The 17,437-nt window shown below is 54.1% G+C and carries 13 protein-coding genes and 1 pseudogene; 5 read left to right on the top strand and 9 right to left on the bottom strand.

Going from position 1 to position 17,437, the window contains the following annotated elements; genetic code table 11:
• Positions 1-176: 176 nt before the first annotated feature.
• The 4 genes from KMAL_RS13900 to KMAL_RS13885 all read right to left on the bottom strand — a co-directional run bounded on the left by KMAL_RS13900 (position 177) and on the right by KMAL_RS13885 (position 4,539).
• A complete protein-coding gene (locus KMAL_RS13900; RefSeq protein WP_167400167.1) occupies positions 177-1,013 on the bottom strand; it encodes a TonB-dependent siderophore receptor in 837 nt (278 codons plus the stop codon).
• Positions 988-2,760 carry a TonB-dependent siderophore receptor gene (locus KMAL_RS13895; protein WP_110096223.1) on the bottom strand — a complete coding sequence of 591 codons (1,773 nt, stop codon included), beginning with the start codon at positions 2,758-2,760 and terminating at the stop codon, positions 988-990. Before KMAL_RS13895 ends, KMAL_RS13900 begins: the two co-directional genes overlap by 26 nt.
• A gap of 144 nt (positions 2,761-2,904) precedes the next feature.
• Positions 2,905-3,921, bottom strand: coding sequence for a FecR family protein (locus tag KMAL_RS13890; protein WP_146044224.1), 1,017 nt, complete (start codon positions 3,919-3,921; stop codon positions 2,905-2,907).
• Positions 3,922-4,020: 99 nt separating this feature from the next.
• Positions 4,021-4,539 (bottom strand): sigma-70 family RNA polymerase sigma factor, encoded by a 519-nt coding sequence (locus tag KMAL_RS13885; protein WP_167400166.1) that lies wholly within the window; start codon positions 4,537-4,539, stop codon positions 4,021-4,023.
• 411 nt (positions 4,540-4,950) lie between these two features.
• Between KMAL_RS13885 and KMAL_RS13880 the strand changes: the two genes are divergently transcribed.
• The 5 genes from KMAL_RS13880 (at position 4,951) to KMAL_RS13860 (ending at position 8,799) form a co-directional block, all read left to right on the top strand.
• The gene (locus tag KMAL_RS13880; RefSeq protein ID WP_006560154.1) at positions 4,951-5,208 is read left to right on the top strand and encodes an AbrB/MazE/SpoVT family DNA-binding domain-containing protein; all 258 of its coding nucleotides are present in this window, start codon (positions 4,951-4,953) and stop codon (positions 5,206-5,208) included.
• A complete protein-coding gene (locus KMAL_RS13875) occupies positions 5,208-5,540 on the top strand; it encodes a type II toxin-antitoxin system PemK/MazF family toxin (protein ID WP_110096220.1) in 333 nt (110 codons plus the stop codon). Before KMAL_RS13880 ends, KMAL_RS13875 begins: the two co-directional genes overlap by 1 nt.
• A 337-nt stretch (positions 5,541-5,877) precedes the next feature.
• Positions 5,878-7,131: a DNA (cytosine-5-)-methyltransferase gene (gene dcm, locus KMAL_RS13870; RefSeq protein ID WP_239020151.1), complete on the top strand. Its 1,254-nt coding sequence runs from the start codon at positions 5,878-5,880 to the stop codon at positions 7,129-7,131.
• An 84-nt stretch (positions 7,132-7,215) separates the two neighbouring features.
• Entirely contained in the window at positions 7,216-7,575 is a 360-nt protein-coding gene (locus KMAL_RS13865; protein WP_338043505.1) for a very short patch repair endonuclease, read from the top strand.
• Between the two features lie 3 nt (positions 7,576-7,578).
• Positions 7,579-8,799: a type II restriction endonuclease gene (locus KMAL_RS13860; protein ID WP_110096218.1), complete on the top strand. Its 1,221-nt coding sequence runs from the start codon at positions 7,579-7,581 to the stop codon at positions 8,797-8,799.
• A gap of 205 nt (positions 8,800-9,004) precedes the next feature.
• Here KMAL_RS13860 and KMAL_RS13850 read toward each other — a convergent pair.
• The 5 genes and pseudogenes from KMAL_RS13850 to KMAL_RS13830 form a co-directional block, all read right to left on the bottom strand.
• Positions 9,005-10,145 (bottom strand): IS3 family transposase gene (locus tag KMAL_RS13850; protein WP_110096216.1). Its coding sequence is split into 2 segments (ribosomal slippage): positions 9,005-9,905 and positions 9,904-10,145, totalling 1,143 coding nucleotides; the frame shifts between segments, so codons are not numbered across the junction.
• Positions 10,146-10,263: 118 nt separating this feature from the next.
• A pseudogene (locus KMAL_RS17675) lies at positions 10,264-10,601 on the bottom strand (transposase); the annotation flags it as partial.
• 72 nt (positions 10,602-10,673) lie between these two features.
• Positions 10,674-12,308: a nuclease-related domain-containing DEAD/DEAH box helicase gene (locus KMAL_RS13840; protein ID WP_110096215.1), complete on the bottom strand. Its 1,635-nt coding sequence runs from the start codon at positions 12,306-12,308 to the stop codon at positions 10,674-10,676.
• The gene (gene drmB / locus KMAL_RS13835) at positions 12,305-14,125 is read right to left on the bottom strand and encodes a DUF1998 domain-containing protein (protein ID WP_110096214.1); all 1,821 of its coding nucleotides are present in this window, start codon (positions 14,123-14,125) and stop codon (positions 12,305-12,307) included. The genes KMAL_RS13840 and drmB overlap by 4 nt, the downstream gene beginning before the upstream one ends.
• Entirely contained in the window at positions 14,112-17,057 is a 2,946-nt protein-coding gene (locus KMAL_RS13830; RefSeq protein WP_208624785.1) for a helicase-related protein, read from the bottom strand. The genes drmB and KMAL_RS13830 overlap by 14 nt, the downstream gene beginning before the upstream one ends.
• Positions 17,058-17,437: the final 380 nt, after the last annotated feature.

The raw sequence follows: 17,437 nt of genomic DNA, 5'->3' as shown, positions 1-17,437 counted from the left end.
CATCTGGTCCGGGGTTAACCCCGGACCAGATGGCCAACAGCAACGCCGTCAGAAGGGCGGCATAACAACAACCGGGTATAGCTTATCAAGCCCGCAAAACTGTCCGAACGGACGGGACCACCTCAAAGGGCTGAATCTAATGGAGAAAATGCGCCATAGTTTCGGGTAGTGAAATTTCACCAGTTGTAAGTCAAATTCCCGTAAAATCTCCGCCCTTGACCTAGATAGCAAACATTGGTCTGGCAGCTTGTTACATAATATTTATTGGTGAGATTAGAAATTGCCAGTTGAGCTTTCAGTCCTTTTAGCATGGGGCTAACTTGAGAGAAGTCATAGTGAGCACCGATGTCAAATAATACGTATGGTTTTGTCTTAAACGATTCAACATTATCAATATACGTAGATCCGACATACCGCATACCCCAATTTAGCCCGAAACCTTTAGCTATATTTCGAGGTAGTGTGTAATCCGTAAAAATAGAAAACATGTTACGCGGAACCTGTGGTACAGACATTCCTTTCTCTGAAATATAGGAGCCATAATTTTCGCTTGTATATGGATTTAATCGCTGAGCAGTGACATTTGAATTTGCGAACCTGATGTCAGTGTAGCTATATGATGCAACCACTCTGAAATCTTTAGTAACATTGGCATTTGCTGATAATTCAAAACCCTGCGAACGTACTCGCCCGCCATCAGTGCTATATCCGGTATGTACAAGATCATTAATCTGATAGTGGTTCTCATCCACGCGAAAGGCTGAAGCTGTTAGTAAAATATCTTTGTTAGGAATTTTATATTTTAGTCCCACCTCCAATTGCTTCCCAGTTAATGGAGAAAAGGGATTTCCTAAATAATCCGTAGACGTTTGCGGAATGAATGATGTGGAATAGCTGAAATAAGGACTCAATCCGAATTTTAAATTATAAATAATTCCCGATCTCCATGTGAATGCATGCTGAGGTTGCGGATTATTATTTGTACTTTTAGAGACTAGATCTTCGCTTGACAATAATGTTGAGTATGTGTTTTTTGTGAGAATTATAGTTTACCCAATCCTCCCTCCCGCCCAATAATATAGACAGCCTATCCCATTTTATTTGATCCTGAAAGTACACGCCTTCTTGAAAATATCCGTTATAATTATTTATAAGATAATCTTTGCAGTTTGATGATTTTAAATTAAAGCATGGATTATATGCTGGATTTGGATCATGATAGTTTATAACTCTGTCTGTAGTATTTGTGTAATCAAAAAGAGAGCTTATGTTGTTGTTGTATTGACGAAAGTCAGATCCTATGACCCACGTGTGGTTCAACATTCCAGTTTTGATATTTCCCCACACTCGACTGTCAAGAGCAACAGTATTTCTCTGACTATTTGTGCTCCACGCGCCAAGCCTCCCTTCTGTAGAGCTGATAGAAGCACCCTTATAGGCAGTATCTTGTTCATATTTAGAGTGTTCCCATATAAATATTTGAGAAAAATTTATATATTTATTAAACTTATGCTGGAATTGATATTCAAACATAGCTTGTGTTCCACCTGTTTTGTTCCAATTAGATGTGCCTAGAAAATTTTTCCGTGGTATTTGTGGGTAATCGTTGTTACTGATTAATGTCCCTAGCAGGGGCTCTTGATTGGCATAGGCAGTGCCATCTCCAGGGGTATACATGTACATACCCAACAATGTTAAAGAAGTTTTTTTATCAATATCCCATGTAACGGAAGGAATTACCCCAACTCTATGATAATTAACGTTGTCAATCTGGGTATTTGATGTGACTCCGATTGCTGATATTCTATATCGAATGTTTCCAGATTTTGTCACTTTATCACTTATATCTACGGTCGTTTCATAACGATGCCAACTTCCGAATCCAACGGAGATCTGATGCAGGGGGGTGTCAGTCGGCTTCTTCAAATCCATGGCAAGCATCCCTCCCGGATTAACCTGTCCATACATAACCGACGCAGGCCCATTGATCGCTTCAATACGCTCTAAAAATGCTGGCTCGCCTGAACTAGCCGTATTGGTCATTAATCCGTCGACAAATTGTGTCGTGCTAAAACCACGTTGCATTATTCCGGATACATAGCCACCATTTCCATAAGATCCCTCACTCTCCGAATATACACCTGGTGTATAACGAAGAGCTTCTACAACACTTTGAGGCTGCTGATCTTGCATTAGCTGTTTTGTAACGACATAGATGGAGTTCGGTATTTCGGTAATCGGCGTGTCTGTTTTTGTCCCAGACATGGTGGTCGTGGCTACATATCCTACGCCCGGACCGGTAGGATCCTGATGCGTAACCGTTCCGCCCACACGCACCGGACCGAGCGTGATGTTGGCTGATGCCTTCTGAATAACGATCGTATTGCTGCCAGCATAACGGTAGGAAAGATTTGAACTGGATAAGAGCTTCTGAAGAGCGTCTTGCGGGGCCATTGATCCGGACACGGCAGCAGACGTTTTCCCCGTGAGCAGGGCTGGGTCATATGTTACCTGAACACCGGTCTGCTTGCCGTAAGTCGCCAATGCCTGCCCGAGGGGTAGAGAGGGAATATTATAGGAGCGGGCGAGGGGCGCCGCAGTCTGGCTGACGTTTGAAGATGCAGCACGGGCATCCATGCTCGCCAGCGCGAAAAGAAGCGCCGAGGGAATAGCCAGCATGACAGGCCGGTTGAGCCATACATGGCGCAGGCCAGACTTTTTTGTGCGACCGACAAGGCGCGGTGCAATTTCAGGTTCCATATGTGTCGTCCCATCAAAAGTGAGAATGCATCGCATTTGAAATAGGGACGGGTTCGTATGGGCTTTTTATAGGGCCGCGTCTCAAATTATTTTTCAGAGCCGCCAAACCGCTGAAGATTAAGATGTTTTTTTTGGTGTGGGAATTTACTGCTCGTGGGACGCCGGGGCATCAGTCGCAATGAGCATATGCCCAGCAACCTCCCGAACCTGTCCGCCTGACGGGACAACTGCGGCTCTGAGGGCTGCCGGGATGTTGTGCAGATCGTAGATGCCGCCGACCTGACGCGACCGAAGTTTGGCGCTCCAGTTAACGATAAAGCCCGGATAGTAGCGTTTAAGGGTATCGGTAACGTGCCCGACCGTATCGCTATCAACGACGAGGGTGCCTGTTTGCCAGGATCCAATGGTGTCGGGAGAGACAGTTTTCCGGGTCATATGGTTGTCAGATCGATCGACGCTGATTTCGTCTCCTGCGTCCAAAACCACTTCCTGCGTCTGTGTCGGGCTGGATACGCCGACACGACCGTCCTGAACACCAACTTGTATCTCGGCCGGATCCAGACGGATATCAAAACGGGTGCCGATATCGCGGGCCTGTATAGATCCTGCAGTCACCAGGAAGGGACGCGTTGCGTCATGCTTGACCTGAAAAAAGGCCTCACCTGCCAGTAGGGTAACGTCGCGCGTACCGGGGCGATAGTGGACTGCAATGGCCGAGCGCGCGCCAAGGGTGACGACGCTGCCGTCCGCAAGTGTTACGGTCTGATCCTTGCCTGTCGATGTCTGGAAGTCGGCCTGCAACGCAATGCGAATGTCAGGTAAAAAGAACAGGCCTAGTCCGCATAGTGCCGTGGCCAGCGAAAGGGCTACAGCATGCCGTCCTGCTATGGCGCTTAGGGATGATGAAGGTTTGGGTGGAACGAACGTCTCTGTCCTCTTTGGTTTATCCGGAAGGGACAACAGAGCCGGTCCAACGGCACCTGTAAGCCTCCAGACCCGCAAGGCTCTTGACCAGGCATCTGCATGGGCGGGCGACTGGGCATACCAGGCGGAGAACTCTTTTCGGAGATCACGGTCGTCCGGTTCCTCGGTCAGACGGATGACCCAAAGATTGGCCTCGGCGGTGAGCGGGTCGACTGAAGCGGAAGAGTTATCTGTCATACGGACCACGTGGCGCTCCACGCTCAACGGACGGGCGGCATAAGAAAAGCCATCTTATGAGAGAGACGGAGCGGGAGTGCATTTTTAAAGCGTGTTAGTTCAGTTTCTGGGCGCGGCGTTATCAAGAGCCGCCTGACAGGCCGCCATTGCGTCCGTAATCAGTTGTGCCGTTCGACCAATCGAGAGGTCGAGAACAACCGCAATCTCTCGTAATTTGTAATCACCGAACCGTTTCATTTCAAACGCGAGGCGCGTGCGATCGGGAAGCGAAGCCAATACCCCTTCGATAATGGCTAGTTCCTCACGGTTACCGACATACGTCTCCGGGGAACGGGGATCGCATAGCAGGTTCTGCACGGCGATGTCGGCCACATCGATTTCATTCCGAATGCGCCCAAACCGAAGGAAGTCAATTGCAAGCCGCCGGACGACCTGAAGCAGATAGGACACCGGCCGCTGGATCTCGGTGCCCTTCTTCTGGACAAGGGTGGCCTTGATGAAAGCATCCTGGACGATATCTTCAGCACGGGCACGACACCCGATGATACCCGCTGCCACGTCCACGAGGTGCAGGCGATGGCTGAGATAGACGTTCAGAATCTGCTCTGAGTCCTTCACCGCGCTGTTGTTCCTGTCGTGGATAAGGGTTGAGTGTCGTGCCTGCTAGCCTGAGCACATTGGATGTATTGCGACAGGTTCTTAACTGCAACAGCTATTATGCTGAGTCTGACCTGCGTGCCACAGTGTGGAACTTTTCTCGCCTTAAACGGGTGCGCTTGATAAAAAAACGTGGTGGATGGCTATAAAAACAGGTCTTTCATACGTCACTGAGGTAGGAACCTTGCGGGGTCCGTCTGCCGATCCTTATTGCCCCACGAATCGTGCCGTTAATGGGCGCAGGGGACAGTTCGATCGTATCGAATGAAGCCGCGTGAATTCTGGCGGCAGAGTGGGAACGACGTTCCTGTTTTCTAATTGAAGCGCTGGTAGCTGCAGTGTTATATAAAAATATAACTTTTGGAGGTAGCCATGCACACAACCAATCTCCGTAAAGTCGGTGGTTCCGTCATGCTGGCTGTTCCGCCGGCGATCCTGGATGTGCTGCATCTCACTGCAGGTGCAAAAGTCGGTATCTCGGTTGATAACGGTCGGCTTGTGATCGAGCCTGCGGCTCCACCACGCTATACGCTCGAAGAGCTTCTTGCCCAATGTGATGAAACTGCTGAAATCAGTGCTGAGGATCGGGCGTGGATTGATGCCAAACCGGTCGGGAACGAGATCATCTGATGGAGCGGGGGGATATCTACCTCGTCTCACTCGATCCCACGTCAGGTTACGAGCAGCAGGGAACACGGCCGGTAATGGTTGTGTCCCCGGCTGCGTTCAACCGGTTGACGAAAACCCCGATTGTGTTGCCGATCACCAGCGGAGGCAATTATGCGCGGACCGCTGGGTTTGCCGTGTCGCTTATGGAGGCAGGGACCAAAATAAGGGGAGTGGTTCGCTGTGATCAGCCTCGTGCTCTTGATATTGGGTCGCGCAGTGGTCGGAAACTGGAGAGCCTTCCGACGCACATCGTTGATGAAGTGCTGGCTAAGCTATCCGCTATTTTGGAATAACGGCTGGGAAATCTGTCTAATCGTCCGATATTGAATATTAAATTCGAGAACGAACCCGCTGCGCGGGATTGGTGTCGTGTACAGGCCTTGTCACCACACCGCGAGAGACCTATTTTATGTGGAACTGTCGTGGCCGTTCTATTCATATGGCAATAGCCGAAGATTACGTCGGTTCCAGAGTATGCGGAACGCGGCGGGCATGCCAACATATCTGATGGATGCTTGGTACCGTGTTGCTGTATTTGGAACATATAAGGAACAGGGGTTGCTTTCGGGGACAGATTCTGCCATCAGGGCAGAGATAAACCTCGTGTGATCCTGATCTGAAAGAATGCCCATGCCATCGCGGACCGATTTCAGCCTGCTGCGTGATCGGGCGGGCCTTACGCTGCATCAGGCGGCTGAAGAGCTGGGGCTGGGGGAACGGACGGTGTACCGTTATGAGAATACCCCCGGCACGGCGAGCCGGACGGCTCTCAATTTCCTGCGCCGCATTGCCGATGAACGCCTCCGGACAAAAGAAAAAGACAGTGTCGATTTCCGTTTCATTGATCTGTTTGCCGGTATAGGCGGCCTGCGGATCGGTTTTGAAGAAATCGGCGGTCGATGTGTCTTTACATCCGAATGGGACAGATTCTCACGGCAGACCTATGCCCTGAACTATCCGGATAATCATGAGATCAGTGGTGATATCCGCCCGTTTGCAGAGGATCCCGCACTGGTTCCGGAACATGATGTCCTGCTGGCAGGTTTTCCCTGTCAGCCGTTTTCGATCGCCGGGGTTTCCAAGAAGAATTCGTTGGGGCGGCCCCATGGCTTTCTGTGTGATACGCAGGGAACCCTGTTTTTCGATACAGCCAGAATCATTGCTCATCACCGGCCGGCAGCCTTTCTTCTGGAAAATGTCAAAAACCTTGAACGGCACGACAAGGGGCGTACTTTTGCCACGATCATGCACGTTCTCGAGGAAGAACTCGGTTATCATGTGCAGACCCGCGTAATCAGTGCTGCATCATGGGTGCCGCAGAAACGCGAGCGTATTTTCATTGTCGGATTCAGGGAAAAAACAGATTTTGATCTGAAATCTCTGGTTGTGCCACCGGTAGAAAAAGGCCCGAGATTGGGCTCAATCCTTCTGCCGCATGCAGAGGTGGAACCAAAATATACCCTTACGGAACATCTGTGGAATTATCTTCAGAATTATAAGGCCAAGCATGCCGCTGCGGGTAACGGCTTCGGCTTCGGACTGTTCGGCCCGGATGATGTCGCGCGGACACTTTCTGCCCGTTATTTCAAGGATGGGTCCGAAATTCTGATCCGGCAGGAGGGTAAACGGCCGCGCCGTCTCACACCGCTGGAGTGCGCACGTCTTATGGGTTTCGATCGTGGCGACAGACGGTTCCGCATTGGCGTTTCGGATACGCAGGCCTATCGCCAGTTCGGAAATGCGGTTGTGGTGCCGGTCATCGAGTTCTTGGCCAATGCCATGAAGCCCCACATACGCTCGGCCTTGGCACGGGAGCGCAGGGATAGCAGAGATGGGACTTCAGGCATGAGACCTGCTCATGATCAGAGCGCGGCTGTTGCCTGATATCGTTTCACCGGAACAGCGCAGCCGGATGATGTCCGGCATCCGGGGGAAGGACACAAAACCCGAGATGGTGCTGCGGCGGGGCTGCATGCTCTTGGTTTCCGGTTCAGGCTGCATGAGAGGAAGCTGCCAGGAACCCCTGATCTGGTTTTTCCGAAATACCATGCTGTCATTCTGGCGCATGGCTGCTTCTGGCATGGACATGACTGTCATCTTTTCCGTCTTCCCGGCAGCCGGACCGAATTCTGGCGGACGAAGATTGAGCGGAACAGGGCTGTTGACGCGCGTACGCAGCTTGCCCTGCGTGATGCTGGCTGGCGCGTGGGAACCGTATGGGAATGCGCGATGCGGGGGAAAGGACGTCTTTCAATGGAAGACATTCTTGAAGCCTGTTCATCATGGCTGAAATCGGATGCATCCGAACTTGAAATCAGAGGACAGTAACTGGTGAGACGGGGACAGCTTTCGGATCAGTTTGAAGGGGTCGTGGCAAAAAGACTGACCGAGGTGGAAACCCGTCCGGACAAATCGAATCAGCACGAGCTGAATGGTTCCACGGCTCTGAGGAAGCTTATGGGTGACGACGACCGCCGGAATATTCCAGCTCGGTTCATATGGGTGGGTGAGGAAGAAGCCGCTATTTCCGTTGATGGCATGCTGAGCTGGTATGACGCCCGCCGGAAACATCCGGTCCGTACCGAATACCGGCTTTATTACCGGTCCAATGAAGTGACCGAAGTCATGGCTCCGGGCGACGTGTTCTTTCTGGCGATGAGGCAGGACGGAAGCGCCCTTCTGATTGTAGTGCCGGCAGACAGCACCGTCCAGAATCAGCTTCTCTGGCTGTTCGGGCTTGATGATCTGTCGGGAACCAGCTTTTCTTTTCAGCAGATTGAAGGGGCTCACGATCCCGAGCTGGATTTCGCGGCCCGTTACATTCTTGATGAGCTGGGAGTGGAGCCGGAAGAGCCTGAGGCGAATATTCTTGATACGCTGATTGAGCCGTTTGGTCTCAGATTTCCCACGACACGTGTTTTTTCCGAACTTGCGCGTTCTTCTCTGCCGGATGTTTCGGCGCACGATGATCCAGACGGGGCGTTGGTTGAATGGATGGAGCGTGAAGAGCAGCTGTTCCGCAGACTGGAGCGCCGTGTCGTTGCGGAGAAAATCAATGGAGGCTTCCAGTGCGCCGAGGGAGCAGATGTCGACGGTTTTCTTGCATTCTCGCTGAGTGTGCAGAACCGGCGTAAGGCTCGCGCAGGGTCTGCATTGGAAAATCATCTTGAAGCGGTATTCCAGGCCAACGGACTCCGGTATGCACGTGGCGCCGAGACAGAAAACCGTAATAAACCTGATTTTCTGTTCCCCGGAAAAGCGGCTTATGCTGATCCACTTTTCCCGGCTGACAGGCTGACGATGCTGGGTTCGAAATCGACACTCAAGGACCGCTGGCGGCAGGTACTGTCGGAGGCGGTACGCATCAGAAAAAAGCATCTTCTCACACTGGAGCCCGGTATTTCCGAAAACCAGACGGATGAGATGCGGGTAAAGGAGCTACAGCTTGTCCTGCCGCAGAAGCTGCATGCCACCTTCCGGCCGTCGCAGCAGGCATGGCTTATGAATGTTGGAGAATTTATCAGGCTTGTCAGAGAGCGTCAGGGCACATAGTGATTTCAGGATCACAGAAATGGATTATTTCATCTTTAGGCTGAGCAGCCAGTCATCCGTCACTGGCTCCCTTTTTTCTCCCCGCATGAAGGCGTCCATACGGGTCGCGACTTCAGTGTGAGGCATGCCAAGCGCGCCGAACGATGAGAAATCTGTTGCCAGCAACGGATAGAATTTTAACCCTTTCTGAGTAGCCCCTAGTTTTCTAGACGCCTTGAGCATTCAAAATCTGCTGTTGTTCGAACTGCACGGGTGACAGCATCCCGTTCCTGACCTGCTTGCGTACCGGGTTATAGAACATTTCGATGTAGTCAAACACGTCCTGTCGGGCTTCCTGGCGCGTTGTGTAAGTTCGACGCCGGATGCGCTCGCGCTTGAGCGATGAGAAAAAACTTTCCGCTACAGCATTGTCGTGGCAATTGCCGCGGCGGCTCATCGAGTGTTCCAGATTGTGAGCCCGTATGAAGGCAATCCAGTCCATGCTGGTAAACTGGCTGCCCTGATCCGAGTGGATCATTACCCGACTTTTGGGCTTTCGTCGCCAGATGGCCATATGGAGCGCCTGCAGCACCACATCCGTGGTCTGGCGGCTCTGCATCGACCAGCCCACGACACGACGCGAATAGAGGTCGAGCACAACTGCAAGGTAGGCAAATCCTTCCATGGTGCGGATGTAGGTGATGTCTGTGACCCACACCCTGTCGGGTGCCTCGACATCAAACTGCCGGGCCAGCGTGTTGTCGATGACCAGAGATGGCCTGCCACTATGGCTACCTGGCCGCCGCCTGTAGCCAATCTGTGCCTTGATACCCGCCAGTTTTGTCAGGCGTGCCACGCGGTTCGGACAGCAGATCTCGCCCTGATCGAGCAGATCATCGTGCAGCTTACGGTAGCCATAAACCCTGCCACTGTCGTTCCAGGCCTGACGGATCAACGTGGTCTGTCGGACGTCCTCGCGAGCCCGTCGGCTCAGCGGCTCCTTCCGCCAAGCATAATACCCACTGGGCTGCACGGCCAGACAGCGGCACATTACCCGAATTCCAAAATGATCGCGATGCTCGGCAATGAAGGCGTATCTCACTTTGCATCCCTGGCGAAATACGCGGTGGCTTTTTTAAGATGTCGCGCTCCTCGGTGACCCGGGCCAGTTCGCGCTTCAACTGCCGGATCTCGACATCCTTGTCGGCATCGCCCGATACCACCTTCGCGAATTGCCGCTTCCACGCATACAGCGAATGTGTGCTGATCCCAAGCCGCTGCGAAACTTCTGCTACCGGATATCCCCGCTCGGTAATCTGCGCCACCGCATCACGATTGAACTCATCACTGAAATTGGGCTTCCCCATCAACGCCTCCTGTCCTCATTTTTAGGAGCCTGGGCGTCCAGAAATCTAGGGGCTACTCACCCTGCACATTGCGCAGATACAGAAAACACGGGCTAAATCCCCATCTCCTGTGAGCCTAGGTCAATCCCACCAGAAGATCGGCAAGCCTGTCGTTCTCTGCCGTCAGTCGGGGACGATAGCGAAAGAAGGTCTCGCATATCCTAAAAATCCGACAGGCCAGCACAATGCTGACCCCATGATGTGTCACAGCCTGTGCGGCCAGTTCCCGGCGCTGGGCTGGCCAGCCTTCATCTGACTAATCATCGAAGCATCCATGCCGCCATATTTCGCACGCCACCGGTAAAACGTGGCGTTGCTGATCGCATGCTCCCGGCACAGGTCAGGAACCGAGACGCCGCCCTCAGCCTAGCGGATCACACCCATGATCTGCGCGTCAGTAAAGCGATTACTCTTCATCAGAATCTCCTCATTCTTACGCTGAGAAAATTCTCATTCAAAAGCCATTCTTTTTATGGGGGGATTGCCAGATCACTTCGCGTCGGGTGAATGCTCCTTCAGCCATTCGAGGATGTTCGCCTCGCCCAAAACAGTCATATGCGCTCGCGCCCTGGACAAAGCTACATATGCCAATTCTAACTGATCGGATATCTCGCGAGAGGCAACCAGGATGGTTGCCTGACTTTCAAGACCCTTGAAGTCGCGTATATGAGCGACGGTTAGACCATCAAAGGACGCGAGCCGTTTTTGCAGGTTTGCGACACGCTCATCCGCCGGTGCGATAACACAGATGTTTGTGGCGCTGACTTCTCCGGTTACCGTTAGCTTTCGCAGGATGTTCAGGGTTTCCTGCTCCAGCGCCCTCTCGCTGCACGTCACCCAGCCCACCGGGAAGCCTTCGGGACCGTCGGCCGTGATGGCGCTGCCACGGTAAAATCGGCTTGCCGCAGCGTGGATCATCTGAGTATTGCGCAAATTGCGTGTCAGTCGGATTGGAACGATGTCGAAGGAAGCCAACTCACCCGTGAGATCGCCATAGACGCTTTGATTGGTGTCATAGAAGGCATGTAATTTCGAGACCTTCGGATCGACCAATATGTCCTCCAGCGCAATCCACCACTGGGTGCGAAAGTCCTGCGCCTCATCCACGACGATGACGTCGAGGCGTAAGGAAGGATCTTTCTGGACGGCTTTGGTCAGCAGGTCCGGACCTGAATCGAGTGCCTCCTTCAAGCTAAGGTCTGATCTCAAGCCGGAAGTCGATGCATAGTTCTGACAAAGTTCCGGAAACGTCATAACGATAACGCCGGAAACTTTCATGCGTTGGCGCAGATGAGATGCGAGTTTGTCTCCAAGGCAAAGCAACGCAGTCTTGTGACCCGCCGACGCAAGACGGAATGCGTCCTCACAGGCTACAATCGTCTTTCCGGTTCCTGCGCCTCCACCCGCTGCGACACGAGTAAGATGCGATACCGCATCAAGGACATAGAACTGTTGGGGTGTGAGTGTCTCGATTGCCTGCTCGTCTTCGCTGAGGTAGCTCGCAAGGGGAACTCGTAAGGTGAACGGGAGTGAAAGTAACTGCTCAAATGCTTTCATTCCTGCTTCGCCCATTGCGCCGTCGTTTCCGCCGGAAAGGCGGTCGCGCACCCACTTGCCGATTGTAGGTAATTGATCCCGACAGCAAAAAATTTCTCTTGGCATGTCGGGGCCGAGATTATTGGGTGGTGCGGCAGCATGCGGGAAGACTACCCCGTGGCGGGCCCTTATGAATGGTCCCTTGGGCCAGCTTGCGAGCGCGCGCACCTTGTTTAGCAGCGTATGCTGCGCAGTGGTGGCTTGGATGACGGGGTTTTTTATCTTGTGAAGGACATTGTATCGGTCGCGGCTGAACCACTTCCCAGTCGTAGCCTCCCGCGAGATTTCCCCACCCTTGACCTCAAGTGTAAGCATTCCTCTCGTCGGATGAACGATTACGAAATCGGCCTCACCGTCGATTTCGGCACCGCTTGGTGTCATCTTGAGGTAAGGGCGACTGTAGTAGACTGTCCATTGCGAATTGAGCTGTTCACTAAGCAGATCGTACACGTGCACTTCAGATGAGCGGAGGGGGTCCTGCCGGATCTGTCGCGGTAATGGCGAGGGCCACATGCGCGCGCCGGTCATGCCAAATCCTCCACCATGCTGCGGAAATAACCGACCGTGCTTGCTGACGGGGTACCGACGAGCGTCGCCCTGTCCAGGAAGCGGTTGAATTCCTCGCAGGATGTTTCTGGCGCGAGAACACATGAGTGACAGGCAGCAAGAGAAAGGCCGTCTTCAGGTGCCAGCATATCCTCAATGCACAGTGGATCGGATGAGCACCATGCCTGCGATTGAATCGCGGAAACAATTGTGCGCTCGATCCGATCGGGATCCCCTTGACGCTGCAATCCGCCCAATGTGCCGTCGTCATCCGTTGTGGCGGTATAGATGAGCAGGCCACGCATTCCTCCATCGTCGTTCGACACATAGAGGCGCTCTCGTAAGGCGGTTGAGGAGTAGCCGCAATCGAGAGTGAGTTGTCTCATCAATGAGTGCGCAAAGGTATGAATGAGCAGAAAACGAGGGGTAATGACACGTGGAGGCGCAGCTCCGGCGCTGTGTGCCTCGTTCCAGTCAGCTTGAATATGTCGATTGATGTGGTCCGCGCGTGTCATTACCTCGGGCCGCGTTTCCCACTCGCTGATCGCTTCGTCGTTGAACTCGAGAAAAATACCTTCTCCGCGAACCTCGATGGCAGGTAACCAGCCCAGGTTTGACAGCGAAATTCTCGCCTTTTCCGTCGCGCCCTCGCCGAGCGGATAGATTCTGGTAAAACCGGTCATGGCGCGAACCTCGCGTAGCCTGCTTACCTTGACGAGGCGCGAAAACCAGTGGGCAATAGAGGCGGGCACCTTCTGCGGACGGATCTCGAATTCCCGGTCGAGCCCCTGCACATACGTGCCCCCGGTAAACTGACGATATTCCTCCCCACGCAGGTTGTCGACGTCGATATGTTCCTCTTGCATGACCCGACGCTCGACCTCGGCTGCCAGTTCTTCAGGTGTCATTTCGAGTTCCGCGAGAACCGGTCCAAGCACCGATGCTAGGCTTGCAATAAAAACCGCACGCCCTTCCGCGATGTTGATGATCGGATCCCAGTAAATGCCGAGTGCCTCTTGCAGGCGGTCCGACCACGGGGGAATACTCAGCGCGGACTCGATAACAGGAAAATAGAGGTTCGAAGCACCGCGCTGGGTGGCGCGTGGGTGGTGATTGCAGTCCTGATGCGCACCGGCAAGCCAAGGGCGTCGCCCTGAGCAGGTCGAGAATTTCTTCCAAGTCTCCTTTGAAAAAATGCCATCCATCGAGTTTTCCGCTCCGCATTCGCTGCATCCAAGGATGAGGCCAGCGAGACCTGCCTGCCGGGATTCCAGCTTGAGAAAGCGCTTGTTCCTGCAACCTTCCTCGTGTCCCACCCACCAGTGCCACGGAAATTCGTCGAGATGACCGGATTCGCACGCAAGGACGAAGCGGACGGGTACGACATACACTTTGCGCCGACCGGGGGTTTCACTCGTACATTTCTGGCAGTAGAGGCCGGCGCGACCTGCCTCGTCCCCCCATTCGTCGACCTTCGCGATCCGGTCGCATTTCGGGCATTGCAGCCACTGAGGGAACCGGATGGCCGGGAGAGCCCGCTCTGCATCCTTCTCGCGATTCGGATCACGAACGGGTGGAAGCCTGAATCCCTTTACCCCAAGTTTCTTCTGAAGACGTTCCTCCCGAACCGCCTGTTCGTTCAGCATGCCGGCAGGCGGAAAACTCTCGTCCCACTGTTCAAGTCCAGCAGCGACTGCGGAAATAGTGGCATCGCCAGCACGAAAATCGACGATGGCGCCCGGGCCGAAGGTTGTGACCGCAGCACTTCTGCGGATTTCTCCAAGTTCATAGCGTGCCATTTATCTTCCTCCGCAATGCTTCTGCCAGCCTGTAATTCGTCGACGGTTCGACGCCTCTCATGGAGTTCGGTGTTGGCCAGGCTTGGCCCACAATCCTGCCGGCGGCCCGTTTGGCTGCAGCTTCTTCGGCCGATTGCAGGAGCGTGTCCTTTTTCATCCGGTTCCAGTAGACTTGCGGTGCGCGGCGCTTCCATTTCGCCAGGCGATCTCGCAGCTCCGCCTCCACGTCGGGTTCCAGAGGGTCAACGTTTCGGGCACGCTTGCTGACTTTCAGTATCAGTTCCTCTGCCGTGTCGATTGCCGTATCCGTCAGGACGGGTGAATCCAGCATGCCGGCAGCAAGGTGGCGGACGATCGCGACGAGGACTGCATGCAGTGCGCGGTCGCGGGCTCTGGAGGCGAAAGGAGTGACACTGGTTGCCTCCACTTCGCGATAAAGCGTCAGGTGCCATGCGTGGAATGTTTCGTAATGAGAACGATCGCGGGGTTTGGCATTGTTCAATATCGAGACGACAAGGCCAGGGACCAGTCCTCGGCCTACGCGGCTTGTGGCCTGAATGTATTCGGCCATGGTTTTGGGTTGGCCATTGACGAGCATCAGCCCGAGCCGGGAAATATCCACGCCGACGCTCACCATATTGGTTGCAAGCAGAGCGTCAATTGCCTCCGGATGCCCTGCTTTTCGCTCAAGCTGGCCCAGCATTTCCGTTATTTCTTTCTGGGACCTACGGGAGGTCAATTCCTCGATGAACTGGAGACTTCTCCTCTCTTCATGACGCGCTTCCGCAAGCAGTTTTATGCTGTCGTGAACGTCGTCCTGCATGAGAACAAGGGCGCCACCCAGTTCACGCAACGAATTGAAATAGGAGACGAGTGTCCAGTAATGGTCCTGCTGTTCGGGCGGCAGACCCGCGAACGCGCTTTGCAGGAGCGATGCAGCCACGGCCTGAAGCGTAAATTTTGCGGATCGGCCGGCAGTCGTGATACCGACATATCGGCGGCCGGGCAAAGACGGATCGACGACTGTGAATCCGGAGTCATCGGCCGAAAGTCCAGGCGGCGGGAACTGGCATGTGTTTCTGTCAAAGAGAGCGAGAACCTGTTCCGACGCACGGCGGATGGTTGCGGTAGATCCGATGATTTTGGGTCTCGTACCGTCGGCAGACAGAATAAGATCGAGCGCGGACTCGTAAAGTCCTGCCAAGGTGCCAAGTGGTCCCGAGATCAGATGCAACTCGTCTTGCAGTATCAGCTGTGGCTGCGCATGTGAGCCGACCGCGAACAATGTCGCCGTCCGTGAATTTCGGACAATCTGGGCGAATTTGTCGACGGTACCGACCAGCAACGTCGGTCTTGCGGCGTAGACGTCATCATCGACTGTCCAGACCGGCAAGGGCACGTCAGTGGCAAGAGTGCAGTCGACCGATCGACAGAAGATTTGCACAGGATCGGTCGGTAACGGCTGGTGATAGTTGAGCGGCTTGCGGCAACATGGGCAGTCCAGCAACTGTTCCGGGCTTGATGTCGAGACGTCGATTCTGCTGTTGAAAGCGCTTTTGCGAGTGTTAGGCGTTGACTTCTCTCCGACCCACAACCCAATCGAGAAAGGTGTTTCTCCAAGGCCTCTTGCCTTTTCCGCTCCGAGCTTCCCGCGTCGGATAGCCTCGCAGGCGCATATCATCGCGGACGCACGAATGAATTGCTGGGTCGTTAGCAGCCGCAGAGTGTAGCGCATAATGACGGCGACACCTGCACCTTCGTCGGCATTCTCCCGCGACAGACGGCGGTGAAACGATACGAAGGCAATCAGGCCGAGATAAGCCTCGGTCTTGCCGCCGCCAGTCGGAAACCACAGAAGGTCCATAGTCTCCCGCTCAGGATGCTCTGAAAGAGCGGCGCTCTCGATCGTCAGGAGGAGGAATCCGAGCTGGAACGGTCGCCATTTGAGCTCACCAAGCCGCGCCCACTGGCGTTGGGTGGTCATTGCAAGATTGGCGAGCCTGAATGCACGGTCACAAACGGGATCTCTGGCAAGGAGCGCTACCCCATTACGCATCCTGTCGAGCACATTCGTTGCCTCCGCCAGATGCTTCGTTGCAACATCGGAGAGCTTGCCGGATAAGGGTTCTGTCTTGCCTTTCTGTATATCAATCCATCGCTCATACGCGTCGCACAGGCGATGCAGCGCTGTCACGAGCCTCGCGGTGTCACATGAAGCCAACCACGCTGCAGAAAGAGGCCTGAGGTCCTCGTCGTTCAGGTTCGCGAAGACCTGATGACCATCGGGACTCACAGAGGCAACCACTGTTTCGGGTATCCATTCGGTGCGAACGAGGGCGGCACCGGCATACTCTCCTGCCTCGATCCAGTCGGCCGAGCAGGTGTGACCAGCGGCATATTCGTGGGCATCACGATAAAGAAGCGCCGAGGACCAGTCTTCCTCGTCCACTGGATTGCGACGGCTGGGTCTCGAGATCAGGCGGCATCCTTCCCCGGCTCTGATGGTCACAGAGACCTGGAATATAGTAGCCTGCTCGACTGCGACCCTGCCGGGATCGGCAGGAACCGCATCGTTCACCAGCGTTATCGTCGATAACAGCCCGCGTTCGATAGGCACTGTCCGGGAATTAAGACGCAACTCGGGGAAGCCATACTGCTCCAGGGTGGTATCTGAGGATCTCTCATTCAGTGCAATCTCAACGGAGCTGATTGAGTTCTGACGGCGCGTCCAGTGGTTTCTGGCACCATCCGCCGAAGGAGAATAGGTGCCGAACTCGATATCGACCCGAACTGATGCGCTATGTTCCCCGGTAGTTGCAACGGCAAATGAAATACCTGCAGTCGACGGGCGTCTCATGCCCACCGAACGCGCTTGTGCCTGCTCGGGAGTGTCGTCTCCCTCGTTGTCCCCTCCGGCAACGGTAGCAGACAACTGCTCGTCCTCCTCAGGGGCAATCGTGGTATTTCTGGGCCAGAGTATACCTGTGAGGTAGACGTCCGAAGCGCGCGCCGCTAGCGTCTCGCCCGGGGCGCGGGGTCCCACGAGGTCCTCTCTCATACGCCGGATAAGTTTGTCCCGGGGGATTTCGACCGTCACGAGCGTCCTTTCAGTTTCGACCACCCAAAGCCAACGAGCATCGGCGCTAGCATGAAGCCGCTCGATCGCCATGGTTCGTTAAGGCGATCTAGCAGCCTGTCGGGTTGGGCATTTTGCGGCTGATAACGCCAAGGCTGACCTGGCTTATGCTGCCTGAAGCCGCGCCATTCTTTTACAGTTGTATGCGAGAGCAACGAGTGTCCATTCGGTCGTGA

The sequence above is a fragment of the Novacetimonas maltaceti genome, assembly GCF_002906255.1.
Classification (GTDB): Bacteria; Pseudomonadota; Alphaproteobacteria; order Acetobacterales; family Acetobacteraceae; genus Novacetimonas; species Novacetimonas maltaceti.
The sequence above is the reverse complement of the archived record's forward strand: the minus strand, read 5'-3'. Positions and strand labels throughout refer to the sequence as shown.